This is a genomic window from Pelomonas sp. SE-A7 (genome assembly GCF_030345705.1).
Taxonomy (GTDB): Bacteria; Pseudomonadota; Gammaproteobacteria; order Burkholderiales; family Burkholderiaceae_C; genus JAUASW01.
Genome location: NZ_JAUASW010000001.1, coordinates 2,672,592 through 2,691,306, shown reverse-complemented (window position 1 = coordinate 2,691,306; position 18,715 = coordinate 2,672,592). Strand labels below are relative to the sequence as shown.

At 65.9% G+C, this 18,715-nt stretch carries 17 protein-coding genes and 4 tRNA genes; 20 read left to right on the top strand and 1 reads right to left on the bottom strand.

What is annotated here, in order from left to right:
• Positions 1-9: 9 nt before the first annotated feature.
• From QT382_RS12210 to QT382_RS12170, 9 genes are read left to right on the top strand one after another with little or no spacing between them, the layout of a single operon-like run.
• A complete protein-coding gene (locus tag QT382_RS12210) occupies positions 10-756 on the top strand; it encodes a GntR family transcriptional regulator (RefSeq protein WP_289254297.1) in 747 nt (248 codons plus the stop codon).
• On the top strand, positions 753-1,886 hold the full coding sequence (gene nagA / locus QT382_RS12205; RefSeq protein WP_289254296.1) for an N-acetylglucosamine-6-phosphate deacetylase: 1,134 nt from the start codon (positions 753-755) through the stop codon (positions 1,884-1,886). The genes QT382_RS12210 and nagA overlap by 4 nt, the downstream gene beginning before the upstream one ends.
• A complete protein-coding gene (locus QT382_RS12200; RefSeq protein ID WP_289254295.1) occupies positions 1,879-2,889 on the top strand; it encodes an SIS domain-containing protein in 1,011 nt (336 codons plus the stop codon). The genes nagA and QT382_RS12200 overlap by 8 nt, the downstream gene beginning before the upstream one ends.
• Positions 2,890-2,898: 9 nt before the next feature.
• On the top strand, positions 2,899-4,395 hold the full coding sequence (gene nagZ, locus QT382_RS12195; protein WP_289254294.1) for a beta-N-acetylhexosaminidase: 1,497 nt from the start codon (positions 2,899-2,901) through the stop codon (positions 4,393-4,395).
• Between the two features lie 38 nt (positions 4,396-4,433).
• Positions 4,434-5,759: an MFS transporter gene (locus tag QT382_RS12190; protein WP_289254293.1), complete on the top strand. Its 1,326-nt coding sequence runs from the start codon at positions 4,434-4,436 to the stop codon at positions 5,757-5,759.
• The gene (locus QT382_RS12185) at positions 5,756-6,643 is read left to right on the top strand and encodes a glycoside hydrolase family 16 protein (RefSeq protein WP_289254292.1); all 888 of its coding nucleotides are present in this window, start codon (positions 5,756-5,758) and stop codon (positions 6,641-6,643) included. Before QT382_RS12190 ends, QT382_RS12185 begins: the two co-directional genes overlap by 4 nt.
• 17 nt (positions 6,644-6,660) lie before the next feature.
• Entirely contained in the window at positions 6,661-7,725 is a 1,065-nt protein-coding gene (locus QT382_RS12180; RefSeq protein WP_289254291.1) for an acyltransferase family protein, read from the top strand.
• 34 nt (positions 7,726-7,759) lie between these two features.
• The gene (locus QT382_RS12175) at positions 7,760-8,710 is read left to right on the top strand and encodes a cupin-like domain-containing protein (RefSeq protein WP_289254290.1); all 951 of its coding nucleotides are present in this window, start codon (positions 7,760-7,762) and stop codon (positions 8,708-8,710) included.
• A 17-nt stretch (positions 8,711-8,727) separates the two neighbouring features.
• Entirely contained in the window at positions 8,728-9,747 is a 1,020-nt protein-coding gene (locus QT382_RS12170; RefSeq protein ID WP_289254289.1) for a cupin-like domain-containing protein, read from the top strand.
• Between the two features lie 109 nt (positions 9,748-9,856).
• On the opposite strand, the gene QT382_RS12165 is transcribed toward QT382_RS12170, so the two are convergent.
• A complete protein-coding gene (locus QT382_RS12165) occupies positions 9,857-12,721 on the bottom strand; it encodes a TonB-dependent receptor (RefSeq protein WP_289254288.1) in 2,865 nt (954 codons plus the stop codon).
• Positions 12,722-13,183: 462 nt separating this feature from the next.
• Here QT382_RS12165 and QT382_RS12160 point away from each other — a divergent pair.
• The 11 genes from QT382_RS12160 to rplL all read left to right on the top strand — a co-directional run bounded on the left by QT382_RS12160 (position 13,184) and on the right by rplL (position 18,598).
• Positions 13,184-13,269, top strand: a tRNA-Tyr gene (locus QT382_RS12160).
• 50 nt (positions 13,270-13,319) lie between these two features.
• Positions 13,320-13,393: transfer RNA gene (locus QT382_RS12155), tRNA-Gly, on the top strand.
• An 85-nt stretch (positions 13,394-13,478) separates the two neighbouring features.
• A tRNA-Thr gene (locus QT382_RS12150) sits at positions 13,479-13,553 on the top strand.
• 49 nt (positions 13,554-13,602) lie between these two features.
• Positions 13,603-14,793, top strand: coding sequence for an elongation factor Tu (gene tuf, locus QT382_RS12145; RefSeq protein ID WP_289254277.1), 1,191 nt, complete (start codon positions 13,603-13,605; stop codon positions 14,791-14,793).
• 15 nt (positions 14,794-14,808) lie between these two features.
• Positions 14,809-14,884, top strand: a tRNA-Trp gene (locus QT382_RS12140).
• A gap of 127 nt (positions 14,885-15,011) precedes the next feature.
• Positions 15,012-15,395 (top strand): preprotein translocase subunit SecE, encoded by a 384-nt coding sequence (gene secE / locus QT382_RS12135; RefSeq protein ID WP_289254287.1) that lies wholly within the window; start codon positions 15,012-15,014, stop codon positions 15,393-15,395.
• 19 nt (positions 15,396-15,414) lie between these two features.
• Positions 15,415-15,999: a transcription termination/antitermination protein NusG gene (nusG, locus tag QT382_RS12130; protein ID WP_289254286.1), complete on the top strand. Its 585-nt coding sequence runs from the start codon at positions 15,415-15,417 to the stop codon at positions 15,997-15,999.
• A 208-nt stretch (positions 16,000-16,207) separates the two neighbouring features.
• Positions 16,208-16,639: a 50S ribosomal protein L11 gene (gene rplK / locus QT382_RS12125; RefSeq protein WP_183103976.1), complete on the top strand. Its 432-nt coding sequence runs from the start codon at positions 16,208-16,210 to the stop codon at positions 16,637-16,639.
• A gap of 2 nt (positions 16,640-16,641) precedes the next feature.
• On the top strand, positions 16,642-17,352 hold the full coding sequence (gene rplA / locus QT382_RS12120; RefSeq protein ID WP_289254285.1) for a 50S ribosomal protein L1: 711 nt from the start codon (positions 16,642-16,644) through the stop codon (positions 17,350-17,352).
• Positions 17,353-17,644: 292 nt separating this feature from the next.
• Positions 17,645-18,169, top strand: coding sequence for a 50S ribosomal protein L10 (rplJ, locus tag QT382_RS12115; RefSeq protein WP_289254284.1), 525 nt, complete (start codon positions 17,645-17,647; stop codon positions 18,167-18,169).
• A 48-nt stretch (positions 18,170-18,217) separates the two neighbouring features.
• Positions 18,218-18,598, top strand: a complete 381-nt coding sequence (rplL, locus tag QT382_RS12110) for a 50S ribosomal protein L7/L12 (protein WP_289254283.1) — start codon at positions 18,218-18,220, stop codon at positions 18,596-18,598.
• Positions 18,599-18,715 lie beyond the last annotated feature (117 nt).

Sequence of the window (18,715 nt, the reverse complement as noted above, 5' to 3'; positions counted from 1 at the left end):
TCATCTTTCATGAGCAACAACAAGCTGCCCTTCCAGTTCAAGCCGGATCCGCAAGCCGCTTCGCCGCTGTACATGCAGCTGGCCCACAAGCTGGCGCAGGCGATCCGCGAAGGTCAGTACCACGCCGATGAAGCCCTGCCCTCGGAGCGGGTGCTGTCGGAGTCGCTGGACCTGTCGCGCGTGACCGCCCGCAAGGCCATAGACCGCCTGGTGGAGCAGGGCCTGATCGTGCGCAAGCGCGGCTCGGGCAACTACATCGCGCCCAAGCTAGAGCAGCCGCTGTCGCGCTTGACCAGCTTCTCGGAAGAACTGCACCAGCGCGGCTTCAAGCCCAGCTCGCGCTGGCTGGCCCGCGGCTTCTCGCTGGCGGCGCCGGACGAGCAGCTGTCGCTGGGCCTGGCTACCGGCGAGCGCATCGCCCGGCTCGAGCGGCTGCGCCTGGCCGACGACGTGGTGATGGCCTATGAGGTCAGCGTGCTGCCGGCCTCGGTGCTGCCGGACCCGCACAAGGTCGAAAGCTCGCTCTACAACTTCCTGTCCAAGCATGGCGGTGCGCCGGTGCGCGCCCTGCAGCACATCCGCGCCATCAACGCCGACCCGCGCCTCGCCGGTCTGCTGCAGGTGCCGGTGGGCCAGGCCGTGCTCTTCATCACCCGCGTCGGCTATCTGGACGGCGGCCAGGCGGTGGAGCTGACCCACAGCTACTGCCGCAGCGACTACTACGACTTCGTCGCGGAAATGAGGCGCGAAGGATGAGCGGGCTGAAGGCGATCACCGGCCATGTGCTGACGCCGCAGGGCTTTGTCCGTGGCCAGCTCGAAATCGACGCGGGCCGCATCACGCAGATCAGCGGCCAGGCCGTGACCGAGGCCGAGGTGCGCGCCGGCGAGCTGCCCATCGTGCTGCCAGGCTTCATCGACATCCACGTCCATGGCGGTGGCGGCCGCGACACCATGGAAGGCGGCGATGCAGCGCCGCTGATCGCGCGCCAGCATGCCCGGCACGGCACAACCTCGATGCTGGCTACCACGATGACGGCCCCGCTGGATGAGATCCGCGCGGCGCTGGCCGCGCTGGGCCCGCTGTGCCGCCAGCGCGACCCGCAGGGCGCGCGCGTGCTCGGCGTCCATCTGGAAGGCCCCTACATCAACCCCGGCAAGCTGGGCGCCCAGCCCGACTTCGCCAAGGACGCCAGCCTGGACGAGGTGCGAGCCCTCGACGCGCTGGCGCCTATCAAGCTGATCACGCTGGCGCCCGAGATCGAGGGCTTGCTGGCCCTGATCCCCAAGCTGCGTGAAGCCGGCTTCCGCGTCCAGATCGGACACACGGCCGGCACCTACGAGGACGGCGTGGCTGCCCTGCAGCAGGGCGCGGGCGGCTTCACCCATTTGTTCAATGCGATGAGCGGCCTGCATCACCGCGAGCCCGGCATGGTCGGCGCGGCCCTGGCCCATGCGCGCTATGCCGAGATCATTCCGGACCTGCTGCATGTGCATCCGGGCGCGATCCGCGTGGCCATGCGGGCCATTCCCTGCATGTTCTGCGTGACCGACTCGACCGCGGCCGCCGGCATGCCCGACGGCGAATACAAGCTCGGCCGCCACACGGTGACCAAGTGCATGGGCGGTGTGCGCCTGCCCGACGGCACGCTGGCCGGCAGCACCCTGACCATGGACCAGGCGCTGCGCAACCTGGTGCAGAAGCTGGGGCTGGAAATTGCGGACGCCTCGCGTCGCGTGTCTACGCATGCGGCCGATTACATGGGCCTGGATGATCGCGGCCGCCTGGCCGCGGGCGCCTGGGCGGATCTGGTGGTGATGGACCGCGAGCTGCAGCTGCAGCGCGTGGTCGTTGAAGGGGAAGAGATTGACCTCGCGAATGCTTGAGGAGTGCCTGAGCGCTCCTGCCGCCGTGGCGCGCCAGCTGGCCGCCGATCAGAACGCCTATGCCGCACTCGGAGAATCGCTGCGCGCCAGCCCGCCCAGCTCGCTGCTGACCGTGGCCCGGGGTAGCTCGGATCATGCGGCCCACTACATGGCTTACCTCGTGATGGCGCGCCTCGGCCGCCTGGTGACCTCGCTGCCGATGTCGCTGATCACGCTGTACCAGAGCAAGATCGAATGCCAGGGCCTGGTGTCGCTGGCCTTTTCGCAGTCGGGCCAGAGCCCCGACCTGGTGGCGCCGCAGAAGTTCTTCCGCGCCGGTGGCGCCCGCACCGTGGCCTTCGTCAATGCCGCCGGCTCGCCGCTGGCCGAGGCCAGCGAGCATATGTTCGGCCTGCACGCCGGCCCGGAGCAGAGCGTGGCCGCCACCAAGAGCTACATCGCCCAACTGGTGGCCGGTGCCCGCGTGGTCGCCGCCTGGCAGGGCGACGAAGACTTGTCGGCCGCGCTGCAGCAGCTGCCCGCGGCGCTCGAAGAGGCAGCACGCCAGGACTGGAGCGTGGCGGTCGATGCACTCAAGGACGCCGACCGCCTGTTCGTGATCGGCCGCGGCACCAGCCTACCGATCGCGCTGGAAGCGGCGCTGAAGTTCAAGGAAACCTGCGGCATCCAGGCCGAGGCTTTCTCGGGCGCCGAGGTCAAGCATGGCCCGATGGCCCTGGTCGAGGAAGGCTATCCGCTGCTGGTGTTCGCGCCGCGCGGCCCGGCCCAGGCCGGCCTGATCGCCCTGGCCGAGGAGATGCGCGGCCGCGGCGCCCGCGTGCTGCTGGCCGCACCGGTCGGCACGCCGGGTGCCGAGCTGCCGCTGGCCTGCACCGGCAACGAGGACCTGGATCCGATTGCCGCGGTGCAGAGCTTTTATCCCATGGTCGAGGCCCTGGCTCGTGCGCGCGGCCTGAACCCGGATCAGCCCCGCCATCTGGCCAAGGTCACCAAGACTCACTGAGGTTCGGCGATGACGCAGCAGTCCAACGTCCATCCTGGCCAGCTGGTCATGGTCGATATTCCCGGGAAGTCGCTCGATGCCGAGACCGCGGCCTTCCTGCGCGAACGCCAGGTCCGCGCGGTCTGCCTGTTCCGCAAGAACCTGGGCACGGAAGACGAGATCCGCCAGCTGACCGCCGACCTGCGCGCGGTGATGGGCGAGCAGGCCCTGATCGGCATCGACCAGGAAGGCGGCTCGGTGATCCGCGCCATCAGCCTGCCGCAGGCGCCGGCCGCCATGGCGCTGGGTGCCATCGGCGACGAAGCATTGGCCGAGGAAGTGGGCGCCGCCGTGGCCCGCGGCCTGCGCCATCTGGGCATCAACTGGAACTTCGCGCCGGTACTGGACATCAACAACAACCCGGCCAACCCGGTCATCGGCGAGCGCAGCTTCGGCGAGGACGCCGAGACCGTGACCCGGCTTGCCCGGGCCTGGATGCGCGGCTCGCTGCGCGAGGGTGTGGCCTGCTGCGTCAAGCATTTCCCCGGCCATGGCGACACCCATGTGGACTCGCACCATGCGCTGCCCACGGTCGACAAGTCGCTGGCCGCGCTGGAAGCGCTGGAGCTCAAGCCCTTCCGCGCCCTGGCCTCGGGCCCTGAGGCGGCACCGGCGGTGATGACCGCCCACATCGTCTATCCGCAGCTCGACGACGAGCATCCGGCGACTCTGTCCAAGACCATCCTGACCGGCATCCTGCGCGAGAGCATGGGCTTCGACGGCGTGGTGATCACCGACGCGCTGATGATGAAGGCCGTGTTCGAGCGCTACGGCTATGCCCGCGCGTCGGTGCTGGCCCTGCAAGCCGGTGCCGACATGCCGCTGGCCCAGGGCTCCATCGCCGAGCAGGCCGAGGCCATAGACGCCATTGCGGCGGCCCTGGCGGCCGGTGAGCTGACGGCGGAGCGACTCGACCAGGCCAAGCTGCGCCTGGACCGGCTGGCGACCCGCTACCCGCTGGCCCGCCGCGACTATGACGCCGGCCAGCGCGAGGCCGACGACCAGCTGATGCGCGAGACCTGGGCCCGCGGCCTGAGCGCCTTGCGCGGCGCCGCTGCACCCGATCGGGCCGCACCGATCCGCGTGATCTGCCAGGCCAGCGTGGCCAGCGACGGCGTGTCCGAGGCCGGTGCCTCGGTGGCCCAGGTGGCCGCGCTGTTTGAAGGCTGGTTCACCGACGTGCAGTTCCTGCACCTGCCCAATCTGCGCGCCCTCTCTTCGGCCGACATCCCGGCCGATGGGCGCATCAACATCCTGGTGTCCAACCAGCGCGGCCGCTACCAGGCCAGCGCCGGCTCGGCCCGGCCCGACCTGCATCTGGCGATCTGGAATCCGTTCCAGGTGCTGGACATCGCCGCTCCGGCCGTCGTCAGCTGGGGCTATGCGGACGGCGCGCTTGAAGCACTCAGGCGCTGGCTGCGTGGCGAGCTCAGCGCTTCGGCGCGGCCGCCGGTGACCTTGCACTGACGACTCACAAACACACAAGACCTACGAGGGGACCCCGCATGGAAGCAGCCGCAGCAACTCAACAAGCTTCGCCTATCCGCTGGGTGCCCAGCCTGTACTTCGTGCAGGGCATGCAGTTCTTCGTCGTCATGCTGATTGCCGGCCTGATGTTCAAGAACATGGGCGTGGGCAATGACCAGATCGCCCGCTGGACCGGCGTGCTGGGCCTGGCCTGGGCCTTCAAGCCGCTGTGGAGCCCCTTCCTGGAACTGGCGCGCAGCAAGAAGCTGATCGTCGTGGCCATGCAGTTCACCGGAGCCGTGGGCCTGGCCCTGATGGCCGGCGCGCTGCAGCTGCCGGCCTGGTTCGGCGCCAGCATCGCCGTGCTGTTCCTGCTGGCCTATGCCTCGGCCACGCACGACATCGCCTGCGACGGTCTCTACATGGCCTCGCTCGATGCCAAGAGTCAGGCGGCCTATGCCGGCTGGCAGGGCGCCTTCTTCAATGCCTCCAAGTTCCTGACCCTGGGCGGCCTGCTGGTGCTGGCGGGACATCTGGAAAAGTCGATCGGCGTTTTCAACGCCTGGTCGACCATCTTCGTCATGCTGGCCGTGCTGCTGGCCGTGCTGGCCAGCTACAACGCCTGGGCCCTGCCCGGCGCGCTGAATACCGAGCACAGCGACCTGAGCGTGGCCAGCGTCGCCAAGACACTCGGCGAGGTGATCGAGGACTTCCTGCGCAAGCCCGGCATCTGGCTGGCCATCCTCTTCATCGTGCTGTTCCGCTTCGCCGAAGGCCAGGTGCAGACGATTGGGCCGCTGTTCCTGGTCGAGGCGCGCGACAAGGGTGGCCTGGGCCTGACCACCGAGCAGGTGGGTGGCATCTACGGCACGGCCGGCACGGCGGCCTTCCTGGTGGGCAGCATCCTGGGCGGCTATTTCACGTCCTGGCTGAGCCTGAAGCGGGCCATGCCGGTGTTGATCATTGCGATGGCCGTGCCCAACGTGGTCTTCTATTACCTGTCGATGGCCATGCCCGAGGTCAATACCGCGCGCGGCATGTTCCACGTTGGCACCGCGGTGAGCATCGAGATGTTCGGCTACGGCTTCGGCTTCGTCGGCATGATTCTCTACATCATGCAGGCGGTGGCGCCGGGCAAGTACCAGACGGCCCATTACGCGCTGGGTTCGGGCGTGATGCAGCTGGGCTTCATCCTGTCCAAGACCATCAGCGGCGACATCCAGGTCGCCATGGGCTACCAGCAGTTCTTCCTCTGGACCATCGCCTGCGGCCTGCCGGCCCTGGTGCTGATGTTCTTCGTGCGGATTCCGGGCCGCGAAGCGGTGCCGGCTGCCACGGCTGGCGAAGCGACGGCCGGCGCATGAAGGCGGCCCTGCTGGCCCTGCTGGTCTCGGCGGGCGCATTGGCCGCGCCGCCGGAGCGTCTGTTCGACGACTTCAGCCAGGCCGACCTGAACAGCCTGTTCTCCCAGGGCTGGACCGCGCGCAGCAAGGCCGGTCACCCGGGCGTGGAAGGGGCGCGCTGGAATCCGGCGGGCATCAGCCTGCTGGCCGATCCGGCCCAGCCCGGCAACCGCCTGCTGCGCATGACGGCGCAGACCGATGGCAGCGGCGCCGGCACCGAGCAGGTCCAGCTCTGCCATCAGCGCAAGTACCTGGAAGGCACCTACGCCGCGCGGGTCCGATTCAACGACAAGCCGGCGGCCGGCGTCGATGGCGATCCGGTGATCCAGACCTTCTACGCGGTGGCGCCGCTGAAGCACGACTACGACCCCAGGTTCAGCGAGCTGGACTGGGAATACCTGGCCAACGGCGGCTGGGGCAGCGAGAAGACGCGGCTCTACAGCGTGAGCTGGCAGACCGTGCGCATCGAACCCTGGGATGCCCACAACCAGCAGCACGAGGAAGTCGGCGCACTGGACGGCTGGCATGTGCTGATGATGCAGGTGGGCGAGGGCAAGGTCCGCTGGCTGCTGGACGGCCGCGAGCTGACCCAGCATGGGGGCCGCAACTATCCGGTCCAGCCCATGGCCATCAGCTTCAACCTCTGGTTCTCGCCGGGCGGATTGCTGCCCAAGTCCGAGCAGCCGCGGCGCTGGCAGCAGGATGTGGACTGGGTCTTGCATGCCCGCAACGAGATCCTGAGCCCGGCCCAGGTCGAGGCGGCGGTGCTTGACTACCGCCGGCGCGGCGTGGCGCGCGAAGACAGCGTGCCTGCCAGCGGACTCGACAGCCGCTGCGATATCTGAATCCGGGCGTCACGACGATGACGGCCGCCCGCCTGCAATCGGTCGACGCGCTGCGCGGCCTGACCGTGGCGGCCATGCTGCTGGTCAACAACCCGGGCGACTGGGGCCATGTGTACGCGCCGCTGGAACATGCGGCCTGGCATGGCTGCACGCCGACCGACCTGATCTTTCCGTTCTTCCTCTTCATCGTCGGTGTGTCCTGTGCGCTGAGCCTGGGCGCCCGCGTCGAGGCCGGTGCGGAACCTGACCCGTTGCGCAAGTCGGTGCTGGTGCGCAGCCTGCGCATCATCGGCCTGGGCCTGGTGCTGCATCTGCTGGCCTGGTGGCTGATGAACCGACCCGAGTTCAGGTTGATGGGCGTGCTGCAACGCATAGGCCTGTGCTTTGCATTCGTCGGCCTGGTGGCAATCCAGTTGAGGGAACGGTCTCAGTGCCTGCTGCTGGCGGGCTTGCTGGTCGGCTACGGCGCCTTGTTGCATGGCGGTGCGACGCTTGAGAAGTCGGGCAGCCTGGCGCAGCGGATCGACACCGCCGTGCTCGGTCGTTTCGCCTACGAATGGGATGCCGCGAGCGGCATTGCCTTCGATCCCGAAGGCCTGCTTTCCACGCTGGGCGCGCTGGGGACTTGCGTGCTCGGTCTGCTCTGCGGCGCCCAGCTGCGGAGCGGGCGGGTGGCTGCGCTGGTGGTGACCGGCATCGCAGCGGCGGCTCTGGGCCTGGTGTGGTCGGAGCTGCTGCCGTTCAACAAGCAGCTGTGGACGCCTTCCTTCGTGCTGTGGACCGGTGGCCTGGCCGCGCTGGCCTTGGCGGGCGCGCATTGGCTGGTCGATCAGCACCGCGCGCCTGCGCTCGGCCAGGCCTTCGGCATCAACGCGATTGCGGTCTATGCCGGCGCCTGGATGGCGACCGTCCTGCTCGAGGGCCTGGGCTGGATGCCCAAGCTCTACGCGACAGGCTTTGGCTGGCTGCAGGCCTGGATCGGGCCTTATGGACAATCGCTGGCATTCGCCCTCTGCTTCGTCCTCGCCTTCGGCCTGTTGGCCCGCTGGATGAAGCGGCGCGGTCTGGTGATCAAGGTCTGAGCCGCTGCCATCGGCGGGGAAATGAAGACAAGCGATGAAGCCGGTTGAAATCTGGTCGGCGGCCGACGAGCCGCAACTCAAGCAGCGTTTGGAGCAGCGCGCACAGCCGGTGCTGCTGAAGGGCTTGGTCAAGGAATGGCCCGCGGTGCAGGCCGGCCGGGCGAGCGTGCTGGGCATCTGCGACTACCTGCACCGCTTCGACCGCGGCAACGAGGTGATCGCCACCAAAACGCGGGCCGCTGCCCGCGGCGTGATGGGCTACAACGAAGGCCTCAGCGACTTCGCCTTCGTCAAGGCGCGCATGGGCCTGGGCGAGTTCATGAGCCATCTGCAGACCTATCTGACGGTCGAGGGCGCGCCTTCCATCGCTGCGCAATGCGCCAAGGTGAGCGAGATCATCCCCGGCTTCCTGGACGAGAACCTGCTGCAGGCCCTGCCCGGCGTGATCCCCAATTTCTGGCTGGGCAATGCGCTGACCGTGCCGGTGCACCACGACCATCCGTACAACCTGGCCTGCGTGGTGGCCGGGCGGCGACGCTTCACGCTGTTTGCGCCCGAGCAGGTCGGCAATCTCTACATAGGCCCGCTGGAGCACACGCCTTCGGGCGCGCCGATCTCGGTGGTCCATCCCAAGGATCCGGACTTCGAACGCTATCCGCGCTATCGCGAGGCGCTGGCGAACGCCCAGGTCGCCGAGATGGAGCCGGGCGATGCGCTCTATCTTCCGCCCCTGTGGTTCCATCAGGTCGAAGCCTTGGAGAAAGTCAATCTGCTGGTCAACTACTGGTGGCCGGTCGTGGGGGACGCCAAGCTGCCCACGCCGGTGGCCAGCCTGCTGCAGGCCATCCAGGTTCTGAATGCGCTGCCGGCCGATCAGCGCGAGGCCTGGGCCGCGATGTTCGAGCACTACGTGGTGCAGCGCGACGAGGATCCGTCCGCCCATATTCCAGCGGCCTGGCACGGCGTGCTGGCGCGTCGGCGTTGACCGCGCAAGGAGGCCGCATGCAAGCGATCAAGGAGCTGGCCGGCCTCACGCGCCAAGGCTTCGAGCAAGAGGTGCTGCAGGACTACCGGCCGGTGGTGATGCGAGGCCTGGTCTCGGACTGGCCCTTGGTGGCGCAGGGCCGGGCGGGCCTGGAGGCTTGCCTCCAGTACCTGATGGCTTTCGATGGCGGCAAGCCCGTCGATGCGGTGCTGGCGCGGCCGGACCCGGCGCGCGCCTTCGGCTACCGGCCGGGCCTGAGCGGCTTCAGCTTCGTGCACGACAAGCGGCCCTATGCGGCGCTGTTCGAGCAGCTCTGGCGCTACAGCCATTTCCCGGATCCGCCGGCCTTGGCGGCGCAGAGCGCCCTGGTGGCCGAGGTGTTGCCGGGGCTGGAGCAGGCCAATGCCTGCCCGCTGCTGGATGCCGCGGTGCGGCCGCGGATCTGGATTGGCAACCGGGCGAGCGTGCCGGCCCATTTCGACGACTCGCACAACATCGCCTGCGTGGCCGCCGGCCGCCGCCGCTTCACATTGCTGCCGCCGCAATGCGCGCCGCTGCTCTACATGGGGCCGCCCGACCACGCGCCCACGCCTGCGCCCATGTCGGTCCTGCCCAACTTGCAGACGGCCGATGCCGAGCGTTTCCCGCTGGTGCGCCAGGCACTGGAGCAGGCGCTGGTGGCCGAGCTCGGGCCGGGTGATGCGCTCTACATTCCGCCGCTGTGGTTCCACCAGGTCGAAGCGCTGGCGCCGGACCTGAACATCCTGATGAACTACTGGTGGCGGGACGCGCCGGCTGCGCAACGCAAGGACGACCTCCATCTGGCGGCGATGCGCCTGGCGATGCTGGCGTTCCGGCACTTGCCCGACGGCGAGCGCGAGGGGTGGCGAGCGCTGTTCGAGCACTATGTGTTCGGTGCGCGGGGCGAGTCTCTTGCACATATTCCCGCCGACCAGCGCCACATGTTTGGCGAGCTCGATGTGAAAGCCGACGCGGCCATCCGCAAGGACCTCATCGCGCAACTGGGCAAGCCCTGACGCAGGCAGTCCGCCTTTTCCTGTCGGCGAGAGCCAAAAAAACGGCCCCGAGGGGCCGTTTGCATTGCAGCAGCCGGTGCCCGAAGGCAGCCGGCTGTTTGCCAAGGCGTCAGAACTTGACGCGGGCAGTCAGGTAGTACTGACGGCCGTTGTTGTAGATCGCGCGCGGCTGGGTGTCGGACGCGAAGTACTTCAGCTTGGGGCTGTTCAGGTTCTGACCATCCAGGCTGATGCCGAAGTTCTCGGTCAGCTTGTAGCCGATCGAGGCGGACAGCACGCCGGAGCCCTTCTGGTAGTAGTCCGTGCCACGGTCGGTACCGATGTAGATGCTGTCGGTATAGCCGTAGTTAACGCGGGCCGAGAACTTGTCGTCTTCGTAGAAGCCGCCCAGGTTGACCGAGTGTCGGACGTTGCCGCGCAGCACATGGCCATTGCTGTCGTGGCCGTCGGCGAAGGTGTAGTTCGCACTGACGCCGAAGTTCTTGTTGATCGGCGATTCAAACGCGAACTCCAGGCCGGTGACCGAGGCGCTCGTGTTGATCGGGCCGGTCAGCAGGTACTTGCGGTCCACGATCTGGGCGGCGCCACCACCGGCCGGGGCCAGCAGCGTCGGCAGGGTCGCGCTGAAGGTGCCGTCCTTGATGTAGCTGCCCATCTGCATGTGGAAGGCACCCATGGACACAAAGGCGCGCGGGGCGAAGTACCACTCCAGGTTGGCGTCGAAGTTGTTCGAACGGATCGGCTTCAGGTTGGGGTTGCCGGCCGAGCCGCCACCAACCGATTGGTCCTGCAGGTTGGCCGGCGGCGACAGGTTGGCGGCGGCCGACAGCGCCGTGTAGTCCGCGCGGGTCATGGTGCGGCTCAGGGCCAGGCGACCGACCAGATCCTTCGAGATGTCGATGCGGATGCTCGCGCTGGGCAGCAGGTCGGTGTAGCTGCGCGAATTGCTCGTCAGGTACTCCGCGCCCCAGGCCGAGGTCACGTCCGGCTTGGCCGCGTTCGGCGTGTAGGTCCAGGCGTGCGAGGACTGCTTGGTGCGAACGGCACGCAGGCCGATGTTGCCGCTCCAGGCCTGGCCTTCCAGGTTGCCCTGCACGTACATCGCCGTGGTGGTTTCCTTCACGCCGTATTCACCGCCCTGGATGGGCGAGTGCACCAGGGCCGCGCTGTTCGGGTCACGGTTGGTGTACTTGGCGTTGAAGGCCGCCAGGTCGGCTGCCGAGACGTAGGCGATGCTCGTCGGGAAGCCTCCGCCCAGACCGCCGCCGAAGTTGCTCGGATAGAGCTGGCTGAAGGCCGGCGAGTTGGCGATGGTGTAGGGCGAGGGCGAGCTGGCGGCATTGTTGTCGTTGGCGCCGCAGTAGAAGGTGCCCGACCAGGGGAACATGCTGGCGCCATAGGCGGTGCCGGTGCTGCAACCCGGGCGCTGGTTGACCGTAGAGCCGGTACCGCGGTCGTGGGTGGCGCTGCGGGCGCCGAACTTCAGGCTCTTCAGCACGCCGGCGTCCATGGTGTATTCGCCGTCCACCTGGGCCCAGGTGTCCTTGTCGTTCACGACCAGGTTCTCGACGCCAAAGATCCAGCCGAAACCCATGCCGGCCGCGCTCGTGCCCGGCTGGTTGTTGATTCCCTTCTTGGGGTCGATGCCGACCGAGAACGCCGGTGCCGCGCTGTTGCCATTGAGCTGGTAGCCGGCGGCCTGGGTGTAGATGTTGGCTTCGTAGACGTCTTGCGAATCTGTCTTGCCCTTGCCCTTGGAGGTGCCGCCGTTGACCGACAGGGTCAGTGCGTCGTTGACCTTGAACGTGCCTTCCAGGCCCAGGAAGTTGCTCTCGGCCGAAGCCTTGCGCGAGATCATGTCGTAGACACCGCCGGCGGAGGGCGTGGTCCAGGTCAGATTCAGCTTGGACACGGTCTTCACGCCGTTCTTGTCGGTCACGACGCTGTAGTCACCCAGCTTGGCCGTGCTGTACGCCGTGAAGCCCGGCCGGTTGATCAGCATGTAGTTGCGGTTGTAGTTGTCCGCATCCATCTTGGACGAGAAGCCGGTCAGGATCAGGTCGACGTCCTTCGTCGGCTTGAACTCGGCGCGGACCAGGCCGCCCTTGCGTTCACGTTCCTGGGTGAAGTAGGCGGCACCGATCAGGTCGGGGATGTAGGCGCCTTCCAGGCCCGGGGCCTGGGCGATCAGTTCGGCGGCATTGGCTTTGGTCAACTGGTTGATCCAGCCGAGGGTCTCGACGCCGTCGCGACGCAGGCTGCGCTTCTCGGAGAAGGCCTGAACCAGCACGCCGAAGGTCTTGTCGTCGCTGCGGAAGTTCAGCAGGGCACTCAGCTGCGGATCGGTCTTGCGCGGCAGGTCGGCATAGACGGCGCCGACGCTGGCCTCGATCGTCAGCGGCTTGCTGAAGTCCAGCGGCTTGCGAGTGATGATGTTGACCGAGCCGGCCGTGCCGCCTTCGACCAGCGAAGCTTCGGCGTTCTTGCGGACTTCGACGCGGCTCACCAGTTCGGAGGGCAGCAGCGAGTAGCTGACGCTGCGGCCGACGCCGGCACCGGACTGGTCCAGCACGAACCAGTCGCCGTTGGCGATGGCGTGGCTGTCGACCAAGGTCTGGGTCAGGCTGGGATTGGTGCCACGCAGGCCCACGCGGTCACGCTCGTCGAAACCGCCGGAACCGCCGGCCGGGCTGTTCAGCACCGTGACGCCGGGAATGCGGGCCAGCGAGTCGGCCACGTTCTTGTCGGGCATCTTGCCGATGTCTTCGGCCGAGACCACGTCGATGTGGGCGTCAGCATTGCGCTTGACGCTCAGCGACTTTTCCTGGGAGGCGCGGATGCCGGTCACCACCACCTGTTCGAGCTGTTGGTTCTCGGCCGGCTTCGGCGCGGTTTGCTGGGCTTGCGCCAGGGCGCCGGTGCTCAGCAGGGTGAGCGCCACGGCGGCGGCGATGGGGGTCTGTCTGACCTTCATGAACTGCTCCTCGATTTGGCCAACGGATTCGAATTCGGCCTGTTGAAACGCGGAACCAGCGCATACCAATCTATGAAGTGGCATGGGGCTGGTGCCTCCAGGGGACCTCTTGATGCAACCAATGCCATGCCACTATATCCCTCGGTAGTGCCACTTTGCTACCACTTTCGGGTTCGTGTTTTCCCTGCCACCTGCCGGCCTTGATGCGCTGCGACCACACTTTTCCTGTGGCGCCCGGGCTTGGTCTTGTATTCGTCCGGCTCGTTGTGCTTGGTACCAGATTGGTATGGTCGCGAAGGCAGCGAGTGCGTGACGGCATGTGCCTGGGGCGATGCGTATGCATTGCCGGCGCGTGGGTGGTCGACGGGCTTTGAGCGGGCGGCGTCGGTCGCGATCTCGATGCCCTGGCTCAAAAAATGTTTGTCCCGAACAATTGCTGTGCTATAGTCGTGGGCTCGCTTCGGAGGGGTGGCCGAGTGGTTAAAGGCAGCAGACTGTAAATCTGCCCGCTAACGCGTACGCTGGTTCGAATCCAGCCTCCTCCACCAAAGCGAACGCCTTGATCCGGCTTGGTCGGGTCCGTGGCGGCGACTCCCGGGCGGGAGTAGTTCAATGGTAGAACCTTAGCCTTCCAAGCTAATGACACGGGTTCGATTCCCGTTTCCCGCTCCAGCAAAGGTGTCGGTTCTGCAGTGTTAGAGATGTCGGCACGGGTTTGCCGGTCGGTCCGCAAGATGGCCGTCAAACCTGTGTCGATGCCCATGTGGCTCAGTGGTAGAGCACTCCCTTGGTAAGGGAGAGGTCACGCGTTCGATCCGCGTCATGGGCACCACCTCCCTTCCTTTCCCTTTTCTTTTTGATCTGACCGCTCGGAGCGCAAGATGGCAAAAGGCAAGTTTGAACGTACCAAGCCGCACGTGAACGTGGGCACGATTGGTCACGTGGACCATGGCAAGACGACGCTGACGGCTGCAATTGCAACCGTGCTGTCGAAGAAGTTCGGTGGCGAGGCCAAGGCCTACGACCAGATCGACGCAGCGCCGGAAGAGAAGGCCCGCGGCATCACGATCAACACCGCGCACGTCGAGTACGAGACGGCCAACCGCCACTACGCGCACGTTGACTGCCCCGGCCACGCCGACTACGTCAAGAACATGATCACGGGTGCCGCCCAGATGGACGGCGCGATCCTGGTGTGCTCGGCCGCTGACGGCCCGATGCCCCAGACCCGCGAGCACATCCTGCTGGCCCGTCAGGTCGGCGTGAAGTACATCATCGTCTTCCTGAACAAGTGCGACATGGTCGACGACGCCGAGCTGCTCGAGCTGGTGGAGATGGAAGTTCGCGAGCTGCTCTCGAAGTACGACTTCCCGGGCGACGACACTCCGATCGTCAAGGGTTCGGCCAAGCTGGCGCTGGAAGGCGACACGGGCGACCTGGGCGAGCAAGCCATCATGCGACTGGCCGACGCGCTGGACACCTACATCCCCCAGCCGGACCGTGCCGTTGACGGCGCCTTCCTGCTGCCGGTGGAAGACGTGTTCTCGATCTCGGGCCGTGGCACCGTGGTGACCGGTCGCGTCGAGCGCGGCATCATCAAGGTCGGCGAAGAAATCGAAATCGTCGGTATCCGCGAAGTGCAGAAGACCACGGTCACGGGCGTGGAAATGTTCCGCAAGCTGCTGGACCAAGGTCAAGCTGGCGACAACGTCGGCATCCTGCTGCGCGGCACCAAGCGTGAAGACGTCGAGCGCGGCCAGGTTCTGGCCAAGCCGGGCACGATCAAGCCGCACACCCACTTCACTGCTGAGATCTATGTTCTGAGCAAGGAAGAGGGCGGCCGTCACACTCCGTTCTTCAACAACTACCGTCCCCAGTTCTACTTCCGCACGACGGACGTGACCGGTGCCGTGGAGCTGCCCAAGGACAAGGAAATGGTCATGCCTGGCGACAACGTCAGCATCACCGTGAAGCTGATCGCTCCGATCGCCATGGAGCAGGGTCTGCGCTTCGCCATCCGTGAAGGCGGTCGTACCGTCGGCTCGGGCGTCGTCGCAACGATCATTGCCTAAGTTTTAGAAGGCCACAGGGGCATAGCTCAATTGGCAGAGCGTCGGTCTCCAAAACCGAAGGTTGGGGGTTCGAGACCCTCTGCCCCTGCCAGCGAAAGTCGTCTGCGATAATCGCCGGTTCCAGTGGTCCAGCAAGCAGCCCGCGGGAGTTGATCCCGGCGGGCTTTGCTGCTGATGGGTCGGGTCCGCAGGGGCTTGCCTGATACGCAAAGAGTTCAATGTCCAATACGCAAGTCGAAACCGTCACTACCAGCGCCGACAAGGCCAAGCTGGCCGGCGCCGTGGTGCTGGTGGTTGCCGCACTGGCCGCGTACTACGCGCTGGCCAAGCAGGGCCCGATCGCTCAATGGGCCGCATTGCTGGTGCTGCTGGCTGCTGCTGCCGGCGCATTCTTCACCGCCGAGTCGGGCAAGTCGCTGATCGCCTATGGTCAGGACTCGCTGCGCGAAGTGCGCAAGGTGGTCTGGCCGACCCGCAAGGAAGCGATGCAGATGACGGGCTACGTGTTTGCCTTCGTCGTCGTGATGGCGTTGTTCCTGTGGCTGACCGACAAGACGCTGGAGTGGGTGTTGTACGACCTGATCCTGGGCTGGAAGCGCTGAGCGTAAGAGGAACGACGAGATGACCGAACAACTGAACGTCGCCGCAGAAGCTGCTGCCGCCCCCGTCGGGCTGCCCAAGCGCTGGTACGTGGTCCACGCCTATTCCGGCATGGAAAAGGCTGTCGAGCGCAATCTGCGTGAGCGCATTGACCGTGCTGGCATGCAGGACAAGTTCGGCCGCATCCTGGTCCCGACCGAAGAAGTTGTCGAGCTGAAGAACGGCAAGAAGGCCGTGACCGAGCGCCGCTTCTTCCCTGGCTACGTGCTGGTTGAGATGGTGATGGAAGACGACACCTGGCACTTGGTGAAGCACACGTCCAAAGTGACGGGCTTCGTCGGCGGCGCCAAGAATCGCCCGGCTCCGATCTCGGAAGCCGAGGTGATGAAAATCGTCAACCAGATGCAAGAAGGCATCGAGAAGCCGCGACCCAAGGTGGAATGGACCGTTGGCGAGATCGTCCGCGTCAAGGAAGGCCCGTTCACCGACTTCAACGGAGCGATCGAGGAAGTCAATTACGACAAATCCAAGGTTCGCGTCTCGGTCACGATCTTCGGTCGTGCCACGCCGGTCGAGCTGGACTTCGGTCAGGTGGAAAAGGTTTAACAAACGCAGTTTGTTAAACCTTTCGCCGGAGATCCGCAGGATCGAAGGCAAAAGGTCTCTGGGCCTGGCAGCCGCCTGATTGGCTGCCCGTAGTCAGTCTGCAACGAGAGGCGGACAAGAGGAGCGAAGGTAAAGGCGCAAGCCCCAGTCCTTCGCGCTAGCACTCAGGCATCGCGGCGTGGCCGCCGTGGTGCTCCTAGGAGAAATCATGGCCAAGAAAATTGTCGGCTTCATCAAGCTGCAAATTCCGGCTGGCAAGGCAAATCCTTCGCCGCCGGTCGGTCCCGCGCTGGGTCAGCGCGGCCTGAACATCATGGAATTCTGCAAGGCGTTCAACGCCCAGACGCAGAGCTATGAGCCGGGCCTGAAGCTGCCGGTGGTGATCACCGCCTTCGCGGACAAGAGCTTCACCTTCATCATCAAGTCGCCCCCGGCGACCGTGCTGCTGAAGAAGGCTGCCAAGATCGAAAAGGGCTCGCAGCGCCCGCATTTGGACAAGGTCGGCAAGCTGACCCGTGCCCAGCTGGAAGAAATCGCGAAGACCAAGCAGAAGGACCTGACGGCCGCCGACATGGACGCCGCCGTTCGCACCATCGCTGGCTCGGCCCGCTCGATGGGCATCATCGTGGAAGGCGTCTGATCATGGCAAAGCTGACTAAGAAGCAAAAGGCCCTGCAAGGCAAGGTCGAGAGCACCAAGCTGTACGGCCTGGGCGATGCGCTGAACCTGGTGAAGAGCCTGGCTACCGCCAAGTTCGACGAGTCGATTGACGTTGCCGTCCAACTGGGCATCGACGCCAAGAAGTCGGACCAAGTCGTCCGTGGCGCTGTCGTGCTGCCGCACGGCACCGGCAAGACCAAGCGCGTCGCCGTGTTCGCCCAAGGCGCCAAGGCTGAAGAAGCCAAGGCCGCCGGCGCCGACGTGGTCGGCATGGAAGACCTGGCCGAGCGCGTCAAGGCGGGCGACATGCCCTTCGACGTGGTGATCGCCTCGCCGGACACCATGCGTGTCGTCGGTACCCTGGGTCAGATCCTGGGCCCGCGCGGCCTGATGCCGAACCCCAAGGTCGGCACCGTGACCCCGGACGTCGCCACCGCCGTCAAGAACGCCAAGGCTGGCCAGGTCCAGTTCCGCGTCGACAAGGCCGGCATCATCCACGGCACGATCGGCCGTCGTTCGTTCGACACCGACAAGCTGGAAGGCAATCTGCGCGCGCTGATCGACGCCCTGAACAAGGCCAAGCCGGCCTCGAGCAAGGGCATCTACCTGCGCAAGGTCGCCGTGTCTTCGACCATGGGCGTTGGCGCCCGCGTCGAAATCGCGTCGATCGCTGCCTCGGGCGCTGCCGCCTAAGGCTCATTCGATTGAGGTGCGACGCGAGTCTGGCGTCGCGCCGATGAATTGGTGGGGCGTGGGAGTCAACAACTTCCGCGCGTCATCCAAGACCGCTGGTGTGAAGCCCTGCTGTATTGAGGGCAACGCTTAATCGGAGGGCGCAAGCCCGACAGCCAGCGCAGATGGCGAACCCGCTGCAAAGGATCTGGTTCCATGTCGAGTCTCGGCTGGAGCGGTTTCCCGAAACAGAAGGTCGCTGATTCCGGTGCCTGAAGCCGCAAGGCTGAGGGCGTAATGTGAGGAGTAGACCTTGAGTCTCAATCGCAACGAGAAGGCAGCCGTTGTCTCCGACGTCGCAGCACAAGCTGCCAAGTCGCAGACGCTGGCGCTGGCCGAGTACCGTGGCCTCACCGTGGAAGCTCTGAACAAGCTGCGCGTCACCGCGCGTGCCCAAGGCGTGTACCTTCATGTCCTGAAGAACACCCTGGCACGTCGTGCTGTCGCCGGCACTTCGTTCGAAGCTGCCTCGGAGAGCATGGTCGGTCCGCTGATCTACGGCTTTTCGGAAGACGCTGTCGCGGCTGCCAAAGTCATCGCTGACTTTGCCAAGACCAACGACAAGCTCGTCATCAAGGGTGGTGCCTACGGCGGCAAGGCTCTGGACGTCAACGGCGTGAAGGCGCTGGCGGCAGTTCCGAGCAAGGAAGTCCTGCTGTCGCAAATCGCCGGCCTGCTCAAGTCGCCGGTGCAGCGCACCGCGGCCGTGCTGGCAGCCCTGGCTCAGCAACGTGGTGGTGGTGCCGAAGCATCGGCCGAAGCCCCGGCTGCTGCCTAAGACGACGACATCGTCACACGCAACCAATCTGTATTTAGGAAACACATCATGGCATTCGATAAAGACGCATTCCTGGCCGCTCTGGACAGCATGACCGTTCTGGAACTGAACGATCTGGTCAAGGCAATTGAAGAGAAGTTCGGCGTGTCCGCCGCTTCGATGGCTGCTCCGGCTGCTGGCGGCGCTGCTGCTGGTGGCGCTGCTGCCGCTGAAGAAAAGACCGAATTCACGGTCGTCCTGGCCGAAGCCGGTTCGAACAAGGTCGGCGTCATCAAGGCCGTCCGCGAAATCACCGGCCTGGGCCTGAAGGAAGCCAAGGACCTGGTCGACGGCGCACCGAAGCCCGTCAAGGAAGGCATTGCCAAGGCCGACGCCGAAGCCGCCAAGAAGAAGCTGGAAGAAGCCGGCGCCAAGGTCGAACTCAAGTAAGATTTTGGGGAGGGGTTCTCCCCTCCGCTGCGCTAAAGGGGTGGTCCGCGAGGGCCTCCCCTTTAGTCGTCTAAGGGTTAGTCCCATTGAGGGCAGTTGAAAGGGCCTGGCATCAGG